General features: G+C 66.8%; 13 protein-coding genes. 3 read left to right on the top strand and 10 right to left on the bottom strand.

The window, feature by feature from the left end:
• Nucleotides 1-27: 27 nt before the first annotated feature.
• The 8 genes from ON40_RS46915 to ON40_RS46880 form a co-directional block, all read right to left on the bottom strand.
• The gene (locus tag ON40_RS46915) at nucleotides 28-339 is read right to left on the bottom strand and encodes a hypothetical protein (protein ID WP_157186840.1); all 312 of its coding nucleotides are present in this window, start codon (nucleotides 337-339) and stop codon (nucleotides 28-30) included.
• A 52-nt stretch (nucleotides 340-391) separates the two neighbouring features.
• Complete coding sequence (locus ON40_RS46910; RefSeq protein ID WP_040832506.1) at nucleotides 392-769, bottom strand: hypothetical protein; 378 nt, start codon at nucleotides 767-769, stop codon at nucleotides 392-394.
• A gap of 124 nt (nucleotides 770-893) precedes the next feature.
• Complete coding sequence (locus ON40_RS46905; RefSeq protein ID WP_040832505.1) at nucleotides 894-2129, bottom strand: PPE domain-containing protein; 1236 nt, start codon at nucleotides 2127-2129, stop codon at nucleotides 894-896.
• 30 nt (nucleotides 2130-2159) lie between these two features.
• Complete coding sequence (locus ON40_RS46900) at nucleotides 2160-2474, bottom strand: hypothetical protein (RefSeq protein ID WP_040832503.1); 315 nt, start codon at nucleotides 2472-2474, stop codon at nucleotides 2160-2162.
• 103 nt (nucleotides 2475-2577) lie between these two features.
• Nucleotides 2578-6585, bottom strand: a complete 4008-nt coding sequence (gene eccCa / locus ON40_RS46895; RefSeq protein WP_051194632.1) for a type VII secretion protein EccCa — start codon at nucleotides 6583-6585, stop codon at nucleotides 2578-2580.
• A 5-nt stretch (nucleotides 6586-6590) separates the two neighbouring features.
• Nucleotides 6591-8126 carry a type VII secretion protein EccB gene (gene eccB / locus ON40_RS46890; protein WP_245568299.1) on the bottom strand — a complete coding sequence of 512 codons (1536 nt, stop codon included), beginning with the start codon at nucleotides 8124-8126 and terminating at the stop codon, nucleotides 6591-6593.
• 22 nt (nucleotides 8127-8148) lie between these two features.
• Complete coding sequence (gene eccA / locus ON40_RS46885) at nucleotides 8149-9909, bottom strand: type VII secretion AAA-ATPase EccA (RefSeq protein ID WP_040832501.1); 1761 nt, start codon at nucleotides 9907-9909, stop codon at nucleotides 8149-8151.
• A gap of 424 nt (nucleotides 9910-10333) precedes the next feature.
• Nucleotides 10334-11284, bottom strand: coding sequence for a C40 family peptidase (locus ON40_RS46880; protein WP_040832500.1), 951 nt, complete (start codon nucleotides 11282-11284; stop codon nucleotides 10334-10336).
• A gap of 201 nt (nucleotides 11285-11485) precedes the next feature.
• Between ON40_RS46880 and ON40_RS49060 the strand changes: the two genes are divergently transcribed.
• A complete protein-coding gene (locus tag ON40_RS49060; RefSeq protein WP_051194631.1) occupies nucleotides 11486-12733 on the top strand; it encodes a RodZ family helix-turn-helix domain-containing protein in 1248 nt (415 codons plus the stop codon).
• A 26-nt stretch (nucleotides 12734-12759) separates the two neighbouring features.
• Here ON40_RS49060 and ON40_RS53000 read toward each other — a convergent pair whose 3' ends face one another.
• On the bottom strand, nucleotides 12760-14802 hold the full coding sequence (locus tag ON40_RS53000; RefSeq protein WP_040832498.1) for a hypothetical protein: 2043 nt from the start codon (nucleotides 14800-14802) through the stop codon (nucleotides 12760-12762).
• Between the two features lie 54 nt (nucleotides 14803-14856).
• Nucleotides 14857-16758 carry a type VII secretion target gene (locus ON40_RS46865; RefSeq protein WP_157186839.1) on the bottom strand — a complete coding sequence of 634 codons (1902 nt, stop codon included), beginning with the start codon at nucleotides 16756-16758 and terminating at the stop codon, nucleotides 14857-14859.
• Between the two features lie 83 nt (nucleotides 16759-16841).
• Here ON40_RS46865 and ON40_RS46860 point away from each other — a divergent pair, with 83 nt between their 5' ends.
• Nucleotides 16842-18284, top strand: coding sequence for a hypothetical protein (locus ON40_RS46860; protein ID WP_245568298.1), 1443 nt, complete (start codon nucleotides 16842-16844; stop codon nucleotides 18282-18284).
• 25 nt (nucleotides 18285-18309) lie between these two features.
• Nucleotides 18310-18741: a YbaB/EbfC family nucleoid-associated protein gene (locus ON40_RS46855; RefSeq protein WP_051194630.1), complete on the top strand. Its 432-nt coding sequence runs from the start codon at nucleotides 18310-18312 to the stop codon at nucleotides 18739-18741.
• Nucleotides 18742-18810 lie beyond the last annotated feature (69 nt).

Below are 18810 nucleotides of genomic sequence, written 5' to 3'. Positions count from 1 at the left end.
CAGTAGTCGTGTTCCCGGGCATCACCGTCAGATGTGCGAAAGGAACCCGGCGCTGACGGCGTGGTCGGTGTGCTGGATGTAGTCGACCGCTTTCACGACCGTCTTGTTCAGCGCCGACAGGTCGTTCTCGTAGGCGTCCAGCCGCTTCTTCAATTCGGCCAGAATCTGCTGGGCCGCGTCCGAACCCTGACCCTGGAATCCCTGGACCAACGCCACCCACATTTTGCCGAGGTCGCCGTTGGTCTGATTCATACCACCCGCGATGTGCGTGGTATGAATCGATGCCTGGTTGACCAGGTCGTATTTGGCGCTTACAACGCCGCCGCCAGATGCAGACATTTTATGTACAAACCTTTCGTATCAGAAATATTGCCGAATGATCGACTACGAGTCAGAAACTCGTGTCCACCTTCGAGAAATTGGTATTGCCGGCGGTGTAGCTGCTATTGGCGCTGTCGTCGGCGAAGGCAGTGCCCTTACCCACCATATTCGCCGAATCCTGTGCCGCCTGATCGAATTTTACATGCGCATCCCGGAGCGGCGTCAGAATATTCTGATCGAGGTAGTCGGCCAGCCGCTGGGCCGACCCGATCGCATTCTGGACGGCACTCTGGGTCTGCGTACCCGTCTGCCCGCCCAGGGCGTTCTGCCACTCTCCCTGGTTCGCCTGCAATTGACTGATGTGGCCGAGAAGTTCTCCGTGAGCGGTTGCCGTGGCCTTGGCGCCGGCGACCAGATGCTCTGGATGCGCAAGAGTAAGTTTGCTCATTTCTCATTCCTTTCGCGGACTTACTGTCAACCCCGGCCGAATCACCGCGGAAGCTTGTTCGAGGTGCGGCGATGCAGTACGGCGGTCCTGTCGAAAACGCCGCCCACCGCGACCGCCGTGGCGATCACTCATCGGACCCGCCCTCATCTGTGTATTCGATGACGCCGACGACCGGTGCGTACTCCAGGACGGGGACGTCCTGCGGTTCGCCCGGCGTGTAGACCTTCGACGCCCTGGTCTCGTCCTCGTCGCGGCGACGGCGCATGCGCCCCTCGGGGGCGATCGCCCCGCGCGGCGCCGCGCGGGCCAACGGCGCCTCCGGCGCTTCGGCCGACGAGGCGCCGAATGCCTTGGCGCCCATGCCCGACCGCCAGTTCGAGGGCATCCGGTACCCGGTCGAGGCTCCCGACATCGACCCCAATCCGCCGCGGGTCAACCCGAGGGCGACCGTGCTGCCGCGTCCCGCGTACATCGCCGACGTGGGCGTGGCCGAGTTCTGCGACGTCCCGGACAGGTCCCGGTGTTCGGTCACCGCGTTGTCGGATCCGTTCGTCCCCGAATCGGAACCGGAGACCGAGGGGTCGACATTCTGCGCCGCCTGTTCGGCGGCCGGCGAATCCGGACTCGTCGGATCCGTCGATTGCGTAGTGCCGGAAGGCATCTCGTGGCCGTCCGGCCCGGATGTGCTGCCCGAGCCGAGGCTCGGGGACGAGGTACGCGACAGCGAGGAGACCAGCGATGTTCCGAGCCCGCGCGAGCCGCCCGAGGTCAGATAGTCGACCGACATCGCGGTCGGCATCACCGGACCGCCCGGACTCGCGACGATCGGCTGCGCGAGCACCGGTTCCGGGAACGAGGCCAGAATCGGACCCATCGTTGCGGCATAACCGCCCATGACACCGAGGGCGGTTCCGATGATCAGGAAGATCTCGGTATCCATCGCGCATGCCAACGGCAGGACCGGATTGCAGGCCACACTGGCCGCCTCCAAAGCCGCCTGCCGAACCTCGAATTCGGCGAGCCACACGCTCACCGCCAGCATCTCCTGCTGTGCCGCGGTGTACGCCGTCGCGACGGCGTGCAACTGGGTGGCTGTCGCGGCAGCCACGTCACCCTGCGCACGCAACCATGCCGAATGCTCCCGAAAACCCGCCTGCGCGGTATCGGATGAAGGTCCCCGCCAGGTCTCGCCCATCTGGGTCATCGAGCCGTCGGTGCCGGCCGCCGCGGCGTGCAATTGTGCGGCGATGGCCGCATAGGATTCGGCGGTGAGAACCGTGGAGAATGTGCCGGGACCTATGAGCACCGGATCGATGATCGCATGTGCGGCCAGCACGAGGGAATCGAATGGCAGCAGCATGACATCAGCTTTCGCACGAGGGGTCGTCGATTATTCGACGAAAGTCGATTGACCGAAAACCGATCCGCCCCCCAGCAGATCGGCAATCAAATAATCCGCACCGATCACGGGCAGCACCGCGGATGCCTCCGCACCGCAGCCGATTCCGTGCAGTGCCGCCGGAAAGAACGTGCCGGCATGTTCGAAGGCCGCGGGCGGCAACAGCGCACTCACGATGTCGGCGCCCGGAGCGAACGGAACAGCGAGCGGCGCGGCCTCGGCAATGGTCTGCAGGACGTCGGCCTGGGTGATGCCGAGCTGCCCACTGATGACCGAGAGATGTTCTGGAGTAACCTCGAGAGCCATGGCATTCTCCTAACCGATGCAGACCCGTGCGGGTCGTATATCAAGAACGCTAAGGCATTCCCACTCTTGGGGACATCTTGCCAATCGAGCCCCGACCTGCGGTTCAGTCCTGCTCCGGCCTCCAGGCGGCCTGGACGAGATCCTTGCGGGAATGCAGCGGTTCGACGAAGATCCCGCGCCCCAGAGGTTGCTTGCTCGGCTTCACATCTCCGATGAGCACACCATCCAACCGCGAGCCGTCCATGATCAGTCCCGAGGAGTTGAGGTTCTTCATCTGCCCCATCACATTGTCGTAGAGCGCCATATCGGCCTGCGCGATATTGCGCGCGGCGATGACGTGCAGCCCGGTATCGCGACCGTCGACGATGATGTCCTTCAACGAATCCAGCGGATTCATCTGCCCGCGCTGCGCGACCATGTGGTAGTCGTCGATGACCACGAATATCTCCGGCCCCGTCCACCACGAGCGCTCCTTGAGCTGCTGTGAGGTGACACCGTCCGGCGCCCGGCGGCTACGCATCTTCGCCGCGAACGGGGGCAGTCCCTCGATCAGATCACGCTCGCTGGTCAGATAACCGATCAAATGCTCCTCGGGCACGGCCTCCATGTGCTGGCGACGGTAATCGATCAGCAGGATCCGGGCCTGGTCCGGAGTGAATTGTCGCGCAATGGATTCCAGCAGAGCACCCACCACGGTCGATTTACCGCATCCAGACGAGCCGACCACGATCATGTGCGTCGAGACACCGAAATCGACTGCGGCGGGTCGCAGATCGGATTCGCGGATACCGAACGGCACCACCAGGCGCTGCGCCGCGGTGGTCGGCTCCGGAACAGCCGCCCGGATCTCGTCCAGGCCGATCGCGGCCGGCAGCAGCCTGACCTCGGGAGCCTTGCGGCCCTGGTACCGCTCGTTCAACTGCACGATGGCAGCGGCCAAACCGGCAGCCGCCGACTCGGGTTCGCCCACACCATCGGTACGCGGCAGCGCGGTGAGCATGTGCAGCGCCTCGTTGGAGATACAGCGCCCCGGACGATCCGGCGGAATGGCCGCGACGATCGCCCGGTGCGCACCGAATACGGTGTCCGTCAGGTCACCCAGCCGCATCTCCAGCCGCGTCTGCACCAGATCCTTGACCGACGGGCGGATGGCAGCCCATCTCGAACTACTGATCAACAGGTGGACGCCGTAATTGAGGCCCTGCAGCGCGATCGACTCCATGACCGGCTGGTACTCGTCGAAATACGGTCCGTTGGAAGCGAATCCGATATCCCATCCGTCGATGACGAAGAACACGTCGCCGTGCACATCTCCGCGCGCGGTGAGATCGGCCGATTCTCCCGGAGTGCCGCGCCGCCGCCGGAACTCGCGCATGGAGTCGATACCGAGTTCGGCGAACAGTGTTTGCCTGCTCGCCAGCAGGCCGGTGATCAGCGCGAAGGTGCGCCTGATCCGGTCGCCTTCCCGGGCGGAGGCGACCGAGCCGACATGGGGTACACCGCGCAGCGCGGACAAACCGCCGGAGAAGTCGAGGCAGTAGAACTGCACCTGCTCCGGAGTGTGCGTCAGCGCGGCGGACATGATCAAGGTCTGCAGCGCCGTCGACTTGCCCGACTGCGGACCACCGACGATCGCCGCGTGACCACCGGCAGCGGACAGGTCCACCGACCACACGTCCTGGCGTTGCTGACGCGGTTTGTCCATGATCGCCACCGGTATCCGCAGCGCACCCGCGGGCACGGTGGGCACGAGCCGGTCCAGCGTCGGCGCGACGTTCAACGGCGGCAGCCACATCGCGTGCGCGGCCCGACCGTGGCCGGCAAGTTGCTGCAGCACGGTTTCCATGATCGTCACCGGCTCGGCCTCGACGGCCTGCGGCGCGATCGGCTCGGGCTCGGCGATCTGCTCCGGCCGCGTGTTGGGGATGAACGCGGCGGTGAACCGCTGCGGCGGACGGTAACCGCCGCCGGGCCGGCGGGCGCGCTGGGTACTGGCCGCGGAGACCTGTGCCGGCGCGACATAGCCACCGCCGACATAGGCGGCCTGGAAACGCTGCAGGTCACCCGACCCGACCCGCAGATAAGCCGAACCCGGTTTCTTGGGCAGGTGGTACGCGTCGGCGGTGCCGATCGCGTCGCGGGAATCGCTGGTCTGGTTGGTACGCAACGCAACCCGGTACGACAGGTGGGCTTCCAGCTCCCCCATCCGGTTGGCGGGCACCTTCTGTGAGGACAGCAGCAGGTGGATACGCAGCGAGCGACCGAGCCGCCCGATGGCCACGAACAGTTTCGAGAAGCTCGGATGCTGCTCGAGCAGCTCGGCGAATTCGTCGAGGATGATCAGCAAGGTGGGCAGCGGCGGCAGGTCGGCGCCCTGCTCGCGGACGCGCTCGTAGTCCGCGACGCTCGCGAAGTTGCCCGCGTCGCGCAGGATCCGTTGCCGGCGCGCCATTTCGCCGTTGATCACGTCCTCCATGCGGGTGACCAGATCGGCCTCTTCCTCCATGTTGGTGACCACGGCGGTGACGTGGCGCAACCGGTCGAAGCCGAGAAACGTCGCGCCACCCTTGAAGTCGACCAGCAGCAGGTTCAGCACGTCCGGCGAATGCGTTGCCACCGCCGAAAGCACCAGTGTCCGAAGGAATTCCGACTTGCCCGAACCGGTGGCACCGATGCACATGCCGTGCGGGCCCATACCTTCCTCGGCCGACTCCTTGATATCCAGATAGACGAGCTGGCCGGTGGGGTCGTGCCCCACCGGGATACTCAGACGCGCCCGGTCACTGTCGCGGCGGCGGGGCCACTGCCGTTCCACCCGGAGAGCGCCGGGGTCGGCGATACCGACCATCTCCTCCCACGAGGTGCCGCCGCTGGCCTGCTCGGCGGCCACGGCCTCCACCACCGTCGACAGGCGATACGGGGAAAGTCCGCGGGCCAGGGCCGTCGTCGCGCTCATCGACATCGTGTCGGCCATACCGACCCGCCGCAGGCCCCGCGAGGTCACCTCGTGCAGCTGATGGTCCTCACCCACCTGGAAGGCCAGCGCCCGCGGCAGGCTCTGTTCGCCGGTACCCAGCCGGATCCAGGTACATCCGTCGATGCCCGAGATATCGCGGTCGGTGGCGGCTCCGCCCACGCCGACGAGCAGGAGGAAATGGGGGCGGTCCAGGGTGGGCTGAGTATTCGCGGAGAACGGTCCCCGATTGAGTCCGGCGAGCACCTTCGAACGCAGTTCCGACACACTGCGGTAGACCATGCGGCTGGACCCGATCGCATCGGTGTCACTCGGGTGTTGCGTATGCGGCAGCCATTTGAGCCACGCCCATTCCGGGGCGTCCGGATTCGGCAGCACCGCGGCGATGCACACCTGATCGGGTCCGTGCAGCACGGCGACCTCGGCGATCAGCGCCCGGACCAGCCCCGCCACCGCCGCGGCGTCCCCGTCGAAGCCGACCTGCGGCGCCGAGAGCAGATTGATCGCGACCGGCATGCCGCCCACCGTCGAATAGGCCTTCGCGAAGCGGGTCACCTCCACCACACCGACCGGATCCAGATCAGAGGTGGGCGCCGCCTCCGGCACGATGACGCGCACCTGGTTGGCGATCCGGCCGCGGCCGACTCGCACCCGCAGGAACTGCGGACTCGCGACCTGTACCTCCCACATCCGGGTGCCGCCGATCAGCCTCGAAACCTCGGCGGGACCGGGATGGGTGTGCCGCAGGAACGTATGCAGCTCCGCTTCCGCCGCGTGTACGGACTTGCGGTTGTCGGCGATCGAGCGCAGATAGTCCTTGCGCTCCTCGTTGAGCCCGGCCGCACCCCCCGCACCGTTGCCGCTGATCGCCCCGCCCATCATGCCCAGCGTCGAGACCAGCATCATGGCCGGGAACATCAGCATCGTCGGTGACATGCCGCCGCCGCTGCGGAACATCATCACCATCATCCCGCCCATGCCGGCCATCATCACGACGGGCATGATCATGCGCAGCCGCGACGGCGGTACCGGCCTGGGGAGTTCGGTCGGCGGTTGCAGCCGCAGTTCGGTGACCGCGGGCGCTTTGGGGCCGCGGACCGCACGGGCCGGTCGCACGAATCGACGAGTGGCGGTCATGGCGATCAGCCTCCGGCTTGGGTCGGGAGCCCGACGGCGGCCTTGTCGACCGCGACGCCGTCGTGCTCGATGCGCGCATCTCGTTGTGACAGAGCGGGACCGACCGCGAACAGCGACACGATGCTCCACGGCGCGGGCACCGGCGAGCGCAGCGCGAGTGAGGCCAGGGTCTGGTCGCCGCTGTCGCCGGGTGCGACGTCGAGTCCGTAGCGGACCCCGCTGTCGGAGATCCAGAACATGCCCTCACGCAGCGGCGATCCCGGATCCGTTCCGGTCACCTGCACGAACCGCCCGACGCTCGCATCCACGAATGCCGCATCGGCGGTCGTGCCGTGCGATACCGACCCGGTCACCAGATCGACTGCCCGGCTTTGCTTTTCGGGCGAGAGCGGGAGTTGCCGGCCGACGATCAACTCGGTCGCGGCATTCGGATCGCCGTTGCCGCGCGACCAGTGATAGCAGGTCACGGTGGACCGCGCGTCGACGACCTTCACCGATCGAGCCGGAAAGGTGTCCGTGCCCGGCCAGGCCCCCGGGCGGAGATTGGCCGCGACGACATCCGGCCCGACCGACATCGTCGTCACTGTGCCGTGCGAGTTGGCGTTGCGGATCATTGCCGCGAGCACCGCGCTGACCTGCACCAAGCCCGTCTGCGAAACCAGGTAGTAGGACGCGCCGCGGTCCGGTGTGGACATCGTCAGGACCGATCCGACCGGAACGGTCAGACCCGAGGTCAGGGTGGCCACCGTGCCGGCGCCGGGCACCGTGGGCACCCGCAGCGGCGGCACCTCGGCGATAGCGCCGATCAAACCCGGCGACGCGACGATCACCGGCGTGGTCGGATCGATGCCCAGGGCCAGGGTCACCGCCGAATCGGCGAGGTTGATCGACGCGCGGACGACCCCCTTGTCCCGATCGTTGTACACCAGCCAGGTCGTGGTGCCGCTGCGCAGCAGACGAGCCTCGCCGTCGGCGAGCAGGCGCGCGGTGTCGCCGTCGACCGTGAGCGCGTCGGCGATCACGGTGGTCTTCACCGGGGACCATGCGGTGGTCGGCAACCCGGTGGAGGGATCGATCGGCGCGGCGGCGCCGATCCGCGCGGTATCACACACCGCCCAGGACGAACTGCGGTTGCCGTCGTCGACGATGGTGCCGGGCGCTCCCGGAATACCCACCCACGGCCCCCGCGGATATTTCGCGATCTCCTCGCGCGACACCTGAGTCGGATTCTCCGCCGTACCGGTGATCAACCGGGCGGAGGTCAGATTCAGCGCGGGATACAGCCGGCCACTCAACTGGACGTACACCGCGCCGGAATCCTTGTCCGAGACGATATTCGCGTTGGCGACCTGTTTGGCAGGCTTGAAGAACGCCATCACCGCAGCGCCCGCGACGATCACACATGCCAACGCGATGCCGATCGACAAGGCTGTGGAGCGGCCCCGCTGCGGGTCGTCGACCATCGACGCGTCGCGGCGGACCAGTGCATGCTCGATGCGGTGCAGCAGAAACCGCCACCCCGAAATCTGGTGTTTGGTCACCACCCGGAAGCGTGGCACCGCGTCAGCTCGTCGTGGTCGGTGCCAAACCTGCCAGTGCGGCGGTGATGTCGGGTGCGGCGACGGTCATCAATTCCTCGTCGCTCATCGCCGCCACATTCACGTTGTCCTTGGTGAAGCGGTAATCGCGCTCGGCCTCGGCGGCCTCGACCACATTGCGGATGAACCGGCCGTTGCCCACCAGATCGATCAGGCGGCGGCCGTTCCTGGACTGTTCGGCGAGCTCGGCACAACGCTCGTGCAGCACCTCGCGAGCCTCCGAGGACAGCAGCGAATCCTTCTTGCGCGCAATGACATCGGCGATCTGTACCAGTTCGCCGGCGCCGTAGCTGGAGAACCGGATCCGCTTGGTGAACCGGGAGGAGAGCCCGTCGTTCGAGGCCAGGAACCGATCGATCTGATCCTCGTAGCCCGCGATGACCACGACGAGTTTGTCGCGATCGTTCTCCATGCGGGCCAGCAGGGTGTCCACGGCCTCCTTGCCGAAGGCATCACCGCCGGACAACCCTTCCTGGACCAGGGTGTACGCCTCGTCGATGAACAGCACCCCACCCAGCGCGGAGTCGATCAGCGCGTTGGTCTTGGGCGCGGTGTGGCCGAGGTGGGTGCCGACCATGTCGTTGCGGGAAACCTCGATCACCTCGGAGTTCTCCACAACGCCGAGACCGGCGAAGATCTTCGCGATCACGCGGGCGATGGTGGTCTTACCGGTGCCGGGCGGTCCGGAGAAGATCAGGTGCTGCGATTTGGATTCCACCGCGAGCCCGCGCTTGGCGCGGACCTGATCCATCAGGACACCCGATTTGAGCCGATCGACCTGTTCCTTCACCGAATCCATGCCGATCTGGGCCTCGAGCAGCTCGGAGGCCTCGGTCAGCAGGGATTCGCGTTCTTCGCGGGCGGCCGAGGCCGCGGCCTCGCGCGGATCCTGTCCGGAGGACGGATCCCACAGGTCGGTGCGCGAGGCGAGCAGATCCGGAGTGGTCACCTCGAGCTTGTAGGTCTTGTCCCGGACCGCACGCTGCCACTCCTCGCGTTCGGACCAGAGGCCGGATCCCTGCAGGCCCTTGAGGATTCGGTCGGCGCTCTCGTTGTCGCCGTTGTGCCGGTGCAGCATGCCGAGCAGAAAGTGCGCGTCCGCCCAGATGTACGACAGGTTGCCCGAGGCGCTGTCCTCGACGATCCGCTGCGCCCTGGGCATCGCCTCGCCGAACCGTCCCAGATGTGCGAGCGATCGGGCAGCCATCAGTTCGGCGCCGATGTCCAGCAGTCCGTCTTCGAGCACCGATTTGGCCCGGCGAGCGTTGATCACATCGAGCCACCGGTTCGTCCGGAAGTACAGCGACATCCGGACGAAGTCCGACACGTCGTCGCTGGGCACCTGATCGAGAATGGCGATGGCTTCCTGCCACTCACCGCCCTCGGCGTAGGAGCACGCCTGGGCGACCGCGATCTGATCGCGATCGGCCATCGCGACGCGTAGTCCGTAGATCCCGATCTCGACCTGACACCACAGCGCGCGATCGACCAGACCGGCGCGTTGTTGATCCCGGTAGAGGTTGTGCGCAGACCGATAGGCCCCGTAGACCACCTCGGAGGTGACCTCGCCGGACATCGCGCGGCCCAACCAGGCATCGCACATGTCCGGGTCCAGATCGGTGGCGGCGCGAAACGCCGCCAACGCTTGCTGTTCGTTGCGTATCCCCCCGGCGACCAATCCCAACGATTGGACACCCGTGTAGAACGCGTCCTCGGCCGCAGACACCTGGATTTCCCTTTCGCCGCACTCGCCTGCCCGAACGATAGACACTCGCCGCCGCGAACCCTCCCGATGCAGTTCCCATTCATGGGAAGTGCTCCGCGTCGCGCGGCCAGAGACGTCGACGAACCCGCCCACCACCCCTTACAGCTGCTCAGGCACCCATTTATCGAGCCACTATTGACCGTGCCGTTATTTAACGGTACGATTTTTCTCGGGTCAGCAGTTCCCTCATCCTGTCGGCCCGAACCTCAGGACGGTGCCCGGTGGCTGCGATCCAGCCGCCGGGTACCGACGGGGGGTCATCCCCCCGTACGAGTCATCGGTTCCCCTCATCCCGATGACTCGCCCGCAACGGCGGCCGGTGACGTCCGGACAACGCACCGGCCGCCGCCTCGGACGCCCCCGCGTCACGACACCGGCCTGGGATTCACATCACGCGCACGACCACCGCTTCACTCGGCATTCGCGACCATCTGACCGTCGAACCCGAATGCGGCGCCTCGATGACCATGCCGTTCCCGGCCGCCAACTGGACGTGCTCGGGTCCCCGCGCACTGAACGAGCTGGCAGGAAAGACCAGATCACCCGGTCGTACATCCTGCATCGGCACCCGGACTCCGCTGTAGATCTGCTCGTACGTGGTCCGCGGCAACACGACCCGCCCGTCGGTGGCCTTCGCGACCGCGTACTGGGTGAGCCCGGAGCAATCGAAGCCGCCACCACTCGGGCCTGCGGCGCCCCCGCCACCCCAGATATACGGCGTGCCGAGCCAGCCACTGGCCGCGCTGACCGCGTTGCCACCGGCCGTCCCATCCGAGGTCACCGGGCGCCGGATCCGGTAACGCGATCGGCTGCCCGATCGTGTGCGTGGTCGACGACGCCGACGATTCGACGATCCGCCACTGCTGCGCGACGCCTGCGGAATCGCGGGCGGGACGATCTTCGCCGCATGCCGGCGAGCAGCGGCGACATCGGCATCGACCTGTTTGGTGGCGTCGGTGATCGTCGCGTGTGCGGCGGCGAGCAGCGCCGGCCCGCTGAAGCGGGTATCGCCGAACGCGGAGATCGCTCGCACACGATCCCGTAGGTCCGCGATCTGATTGGTCAGTTGGTTGCGCCCGTTGAGAGTGCCATCACCTGACGCGGAGACGGTCTTGCCGACAGCCGAATCCTTGCCGGCGTGCGCTTCGGCAACCGCCGATTGCATGCCGCGAGCGTCCCCGTAACCGTTCATCGCGGCGCCGGAATGTCCGTTGGCGCCGGCGGCGATCTCCGAAACAGCGGACGGCACATGTGCCGCCGACGGCTGCCCGGCGCCATAGAGACCGAGCAGCGAACGCAAAATCCCGTCCAGATCGTCTGTCAATTGCGGCGACATTGGACCGACTCCCCAGCGCTCATCCGCGATCGCCCTCTCAAATCGGCCCGCCATTCGCGAGCCGACGGGGGTTCCGCGCTACTCCCGAGCGGGTTGTCGACGACTATGCGGCAATCGGTCCGGGAAGCGAAACCATTCTGCTTCCCAATCTCGGGAAGGCCGGACAATAAGCAGGGACCGGATTGGAGGCGATGCGACAGCATGGCGAACGGATCAGAGGTAGACGCCGCGGGCCTGGCGTCCCTGTCATCCCTCGGCCAGCAGCAGCTGGGCGTGGACGTCGCGACAGCGCAGCCCGCCCAGTACGTCCAGGAGCCGGCCGCCACCACCACGAGCGCGACGAGCCAGAGCACCGATTGCGCGACCACGGGGAAGACCGGGCACTATTGGCCCGTCCCCCCGCTGACGGTCCCCACCGGCGCATCGAAAGCTTTACGGGCATTCATTTCGATGGCGCACGAAGCAATTCAGACAGCGGTGGATCTACTGGGCCGGAATATGCCGGAACTGCCGCCGTCGGTCGATGATCTGCTGCAACCAGTGGTGTATACCGACCTCGGAGAAGGCGAGAGCACCGAGGCGTACAAACAGGCCCTGAATAAAGTACAGACCGCACAGACATCACTCCTGGCGTACGACCAGCAGGTCGCGACGACCACTCTCAAGGTCGCGGATGGGCACAGCGAGACCCTGACCGCCATCGAAGATATCGTCGAAAAACTCAACACCGCTCTGGCAGCCGTTCCCGCGGCCTTGCTGAAGGGCCACGAGTCCACGGTGATGAAGTACATCGCCAGTGCGGTGGATGCGGTCTACAAGAAGGTCGACGAGGTCTACTCCTACAACCAGAGTCTGGCCGGCAATTCCTCCGGAAGCGGCAGCGGCGACGGCAGTTCCTCCTCGAGCAGTTCTTCGGGCTCGGGAAGCGGCTCGTCTTCCGGCAGCTCCTCGGGAAGCGGTTCGTCCACGTCCGGAAGTGACGGGCTCGGCAGCCTCCTGTCGCAACTGGCCCCTCTCGCCATGATGATCCCCGTGGGACTCATGGCGCTGGCCCCGACATTGACGCAGATGCTGCAGCCGGACCAGAACAAGAACCACAACGGCCAGAACGGGTCTCAGCCGAATCCGGGCCAGCCGAACCAGGCCGCACCCAACAACCCCAACGCGCCGGCCGCCAATGCCGCGCCGCAGAACAATCCTGCCGCCACCCCGCAGAACAACCCCTCTGCCGCGCCGCAGAACATTCCCGCCGCCACGCCCCAGAACAACGCCGGTACCGCTCCCCAGAGCGATCCCGCTGCCCCGCAAGGCAATTCCGCTCCCACGCCGCCGAACAATTCCGCTCCCACGCCACTGAACGGTTCCACACCGACGACGCCGGGTAACACCACCGCACCCAACGTGACAACCGCGGCCCCGAATCCCGTCGCTCCCCCGAACCAGGCGTAACCCGCTCGCGGACAACACCGTTCGGGTCAGGCGACGGTCTGCGGGTTCCGGCCTCCCGCCGGTGATGGATTCGGCGTTCCGGCCGCCGCCACGGCCTGGGTGGCGGGCTGGTCCTCGGGCACCGTCTGCTGACCGGAGCCATCGGGGACACCGCCGGGATGAAAGAAGCCCATGAAGTCGCCGTACTGACTCTTCCCGCCGGGCGGGAAGTTCGGATCCTGGAGCGGCACCGGCTGCCCACCGATCATCGCGTGCACTCCGGCGTCGTCCTTGACGATCAGCGCGCTGCGGTGCTGCCACTGGACGACATCGCCGGTCTGCAGTTGCGAGCTGTCCACAGCTGTACCCGGCGGATGTCCCGCGGTGCCGGTATACGCGCCCCAGCCATCGCTGCCGTTGGGATTCTGCGCCGCGTTGTGCAGTGCCTCGGCCACCACCGAGGGCACCTTGACCGAGCCGACGCCGTTCATCTGCAGATCCACCATGGCATTCGGATTGGCCACCGGAGGCGGCGTGCCGGCCGCGGCCGCGTGTACCGCACCGGAGAGCGAGTTCGCCAGACTCTGCGGATTCGCCTGCGCCACAGCGGGAATCGCCGTCGCAGTACCCGGCGCGACGGTGCTCGAACCGCCGTTGCCGCCATTGTTGTTGTTCACCATCTGCTGTGGATGCATGAACGAGTTCAACGAGTTTCCCAGCGTCGGCACTGTTGCCAGGAGCGGAGCGATCGCGCTCACCAGCGAGGTCAGCGCGTTGTTCGAGCTTCCGGTGGAACCGCTGTTCGATTGGGTGGCCGACGCATCCGTCGCTGTCTGGCCGGAATCCGTACTGCTGTCGGTTCCACTGCTGTCGGTCTGGGTGCTGTCGGTGCTGTCGGAGGTGCCGGTGCCGTCACTGAAATCATCCGGGTTCAGAATCTTGGCCAGAGGGTCGGAACTTCCGCTCGCACTCGTACTTCCGCTGCCGCTCCCGCTCCCGTTGCCAGTCCCGGTGCCGGTCCCAGTCCCGGTCCCGGTGCCGGTCCCGGTTCCAGTCCCGGTGCCGGTCCCGTTGCCGTGTCCGCCGCCCCCGCCGCCACCGGCAGCCTTCCCGTCGGCGTATCCCTGCTTGTAATCCGGGGAATTCTTGTTGATCGTGTTCTTCAGATCCTGCATATGCTGGTTCACGGCATCGACCTTGCCCTGCACCTTGTCGATGAGGTCGAAGACGTCACCGATGAGCTCGTTCTCCAGGTTGCTCGGGATCTTGTTATCGGCAGGGATGGCGGTGGTACGCGCCCCGGTAGCGTTGGCCGAGGTCATCACAATCGCGGCGGCCTTCAGCTTGTCACGCACGCCTGCGACCTCTTTATCGATGTATTTGAGCCCGCTGGTCACATAAGCGGGAACCTCGGCAGTATGGCCGTCGGTATCACCGTCCAGGCCGTTGAGCCATTTCTTGATGGAATTTATGTCGTCGACCTTGTCGGTGTACTTGTCCAGCATCACCGAATGATCGTCCGGATCTATCAGCTTGTCTTCGATCAGTTTCTTCAGGACATCGGGCCGCGTCGACGGTTTGTCCAACTGCAACGGACGGGCCAGTCTGTTGACGGACGACTCCCCCACGGAGATCGTCGCCCGCAGAGCCTTCGATTCTCCGAGCGGATAGTACAGCGGAAATTTGTACTCGGATGCTGTCTGCTTGTAATAGCCCCGGCCCGTCGGCTTGCCACTCGACGTCTCATCCAGTGATCCGTCTTTCTGCAGCTGGAGCCCTGCCTTGATGGTGCATTCCATCGACGACAGGTCCTTGACGGTCCCGATCTGCTTCCCGCCCTTGACGATTACGAGGTTGCCGCTGGAACCGACCTGCAATCGAGTGCCGTCGACATCGGACGCGTTGGCGAGGGTCGTATCCCAGGTCTGCAGAACGCCGCGATCCTTGTCGCTGAGCACCAGCTGACCGTTGGGTTCCCAGGTGAGCGTGCTGTCGCCGTTCTTCAGGGATTCGCCCGGAGCGAGATACTGGGTGTCCCCCAGCGTGTCCTTCCCATTGGCCGATGTCGGATCATCCTTGGAACTACCCATCGCCCCGGCCAATCCTTTCCGCCATCGACCTCACCGGCCGCGAACACCGCTACCTCATTCCTGCGCGACGTCCGGCCGCGGCGTCGGTGGCGCCACCACCGGCGGCGCCACCGACGGCGGGGTGGCGGTCGAAACGACGCCGGGGGGCGGACCGGCCGTGACACTCGGGGCCACGACCCGACCGGGGGAAGCCACCGGGGTTGCGACGCGCTCGGACTCGGCCGCGGACACTGCCGGCGGAACCTCGACGAACCGCGGATGTTTCACGATCTGGTCGTGCGCGTACACCGCGTCCCGCAGTTGCTGCCGTGACGGCTCCCCGGCCTGCAGCAGCACCAGTTCGTTGCAGCGGCGTTCGAAGACGATCGCGCGCAGCGCGGCGACCTCGTCATCGACGCGCAGGTCACCGGGTTCGACCCGGCTGACATCGACCCGCCGCGGCAGCATCGCCGCGGTCAGCAGGTCGTCGGCCTCACGCAGTTCAGCCCACCACGAGGCCGGGATCTCACGCCCCGACTGCAATCCCTCGAGAATCCGCTGGCGCAGTGCCCGCGAACCGCCGGCGTCGGCGGGGAGCGCGGCGCCGATCCCCACCTTCGCCTGAGCATCCACCGCCAACTCCAGTGCGCGCTGCGCGATCTGGGCATCCGGCACCGCCGCTGCCTGTTCCAGCGACTCCGCGGAGCCTGCGAGCCCGAGCCTGTCGGCGGTGTCGGGGGTGAACACTCGCAGATCGACGTCGTAGGCCGGGCCGACCATATCCGCCATCGCGGCATCGTTGAAACGTGTGCGCAATCCCGAGTCGATCGGCCCGGAGGACGCCAGCGCGGTCAGTCGGGCACCCGCCTTCGCACCCCAGGCGAGACCGAATTCGGCCAGTACTCGCGCCGGATCCGAGATGCCCTCCCACGGCGAGCCCAATTCGCCGGAATCGGCCGAGAGGAACTCGTCCCACATCCAGGGCGTGGACACCTCGCGCGGCAGGAACAGTCCGGCCGGGAACCAGCCACGACCTTCGTTCGAGGTGATGAACACACCGGCACCGCTGGAACTCCGCATCACCGCGACCGACCAGTGCAGGCCCAGCACCGAGGAATCCACCGCCGCCAGCACCGCACCGAGCAGCGCCTTGGCGACCACCAGATCGTTGTCGACCTGCTCACCCACCACGTACGACGGTTGCGCATCACGTTCGCGCGCCGCGGAGACCGCGGCCGCGAACGGCGTCGGCATGGGAACCGGCGACGCGTCGGCGGCCGAGGGGGGTTGCCCGGCCCCGCGATCGTCGCCCGGAGCGAAGACCGATCCGCCCGACAGGAGTGATCCCGCCGGTCCGTTCGACATCGGACCCGTGAGTGACGGTGTGGCGGTGGCCGAGTCCGGCGCGGTGGGACCGGTGGGGCCGGTAGGACCGGAGTGGCCGATCGCGCCGTCGTCCGGGGCGCCACCCGCATTCGCCGCGGGCAGGGTTCCGACCCCGGTGGGGGTATCGGAGGACGTCGGGCCGCCGGCACCGTTCACCGGAGTCGCACCGTTCGGCGACGCGCTGACGGGCGAGTGATCGGTGACGGGCGTACTGCCGCCCGTGGAAGGACCGGCGCCGGGGACCATCGGCTGGTTGGTTCCGGTCGGATCATGCTGTTCCCCACCGGCATTCCGAATATTCGAAGCGCCCTGGCCGTCCGCGTACTCGTACGCGCGGGCAGCGTTCACCAGCTGATCCGCGGTGTGGTCGTGCTGACCTGCCAGATTGATGCCCGCATTCTCCCTGACCTGGTAGTAGTTCGTCAGGGCCTGATACACCGGGTACGCGATGGTTCCGTAACTCGGCAGGAAGTTGTCGAGCCAGTCCGTCGGCTGCTTGGACCACTCGAGAATGTCGCGGGCGACCTGTCTGTGTTGTTCCGCCAACCACAGCAAGGTAGCCATGTCGACATTGATGCTGCTCTCCGGCACGCTGAACAACTCCTTCCCACCCGGGTTGCCACCATTGTCGACGGTTCCCATCTCTGGGAACAGTTTGCGGATCGAAGCCGCACATGCGGCCCGATACCGTCGACGGTGCACAGACACAGCAGAACGAGGAGGACGGTGTGGCCGACGAGCCGCGCGGACCGGCCACCGACGACGGTCTCGCCCGAGAGCTGACGCTGCACGGCCCCACGGGCTGGGAGCGGGTGGATGCGGTGTTCGCCATCACCGTTGCCGCCGAGCTGTGCCATCTGGTGTATTCGGTCGGCGATCGGGTGGTACCGATGGATCCACCGGAGCAGGTACTCGCGCACGCCCGGGGGCTGCGGGCGGCCGCCGCCGAGTCGAGCGCGGGACCGTGGTGGCGAATGTTGGTGGTACTCGACAATTCCGGGGCGCTGCAGGTCGACTACGACTACGGCGAGGAGCCGTTCCCCGCGGGCCAACTGTTCACACCCGAGGTGTACCGGGCCGACCTGGAGGCATTTCCGCGCGCGCATGTGCCGGTGTGGCTGGCCGCCTACACCGGCCACGGCGACCGGCAACGACGCACGCCCAATCAGGCTGCGGCCCAGGCACGTTCGGATCGCACGGACCGCGTGTGGGCGAGGCTCGCCGAGAGCGAATTCCCGCCGTTTCCGCTGATGTGGGCGAGGTGGGCCACGCTCGCCGCGGCCTTCATCGCCACCGGATCGGAGCTGGGCCCGCGGATGCAGCCGTGGATCGGGGTATTCGAGGGAGTCGCCAGCGGGGGCTCCACGCTGTGCGCGCTGCCCTCCGGACGAGCGGTGCTGTCCGGCGGCGTATGGAACGCGCCGAGCCTGCAGGCCGCGTATGCCGAGGGTGCGCCGATGCCGGATCTCTATGCGGGTGCACCCGAGTGGCTGGCCGACCCGGTACTGAACCCGCGCGCGGGCATGGGCCTGCTGTCCTTCTGCTACTGGTGGGAAGCGGGGCGCTGGTATCGCGGGCAGTCACCCTCGGCAGCGGAGTGCGACTCGGCGGTCCCGGGGATATGGACCCGCGACACCGTGGTGGATATCATCGCCGGCCCGGCGGAGCGTCGCGGAAGCAGCGAAATCCGCACTGCCGCAGCAGAATTGGTATCCGCTGCGGAGGCGGGCAGGGTAACCCGGGACCTGCTGGCCGACGTCTTCGGCGACGGCGCCGACATCGACGGTGCGCTCTATCAGTGTTCACTGGCCGGGCTGGTGCCACCGACGCCCGAACCCCTGCCGGCCGAGGCCGCGACGGCCCGCGTGCGGGACTACATCACCGGACGGCGGCTCGATACCACCGGATATCCGCTGTCCCAGTTGGTTGCCGAGCGATTCAGCGTCGGCTGGATGGTCTATGTGCCGGTGCCCGACGAGGAGTTGGCGATCGGCCGGGCGATCTTCTACCTCGCGGACGACGGCGTGCTGGAGCATTCGTCCTCCTCGATCGCCCCGTCGAAGTACATCGCCGATTTCGAGCAGCGATTCGCTGCCCGCCAGAGCACGGCCGCCTGACGCGGCGCGGACAAGGAGCGTCCCGGTGGATCGATGGGAACAACAAGGGCTGCGCACGGCCAACAGTGGGATCCGCAACCAGGTCGAACACATCCTCGATGCCTACGAGGAACAACGCGCACACCTGTCCGAGGTCCAGGCACAGCTGGCGGCGGCGCGGTCGACGGCGAAATCCGCCGACGGCCTGGTCGAGGTGACCGTGGATACGGCCGGCGTGCTGACCGAAGTGCGGTTCACACCGGAAGCCATGCGCAGCAACCCCGACCGGCTCGGCCGCTCGGTGACCGAGGCCGGGCGAGAAGCCGCGCGGCTCGCGCACGAACAGGTGCAGGCCATCATCGCCCCGATCGCCGCGGCCGCGGAGGCACTCCCGGATCTGGCCGATCTGGTGCCCGGTGCACCCAGCCTCCGGGACCCGCAGCCGAACGACGAACTTCCCACCGACGGGAAGAGCTGACACTGTACCGATAGCGGCCGGTGACGGGGCAATCATCCTCTCGCTCTCACCGGTGGAGGTCGAAGGGTC

Origin of the sequence: Nocardia jiangxiensis NBRC 101359, assembly GCF_000308615.1 — a bacterium.
Taxonomy (GTDB): Bacteria; Actinomycetota; Actinomycetes; order Mycobacteriales; family Mycobacteriaceae; genus Nocardia; species Nocardia jiangxiensis.
The sequence above is the reverse complement of the archived record's forward strand: the minus strand, read 5'-3'. Positions and strand labels throughout refer to the sequence as shown.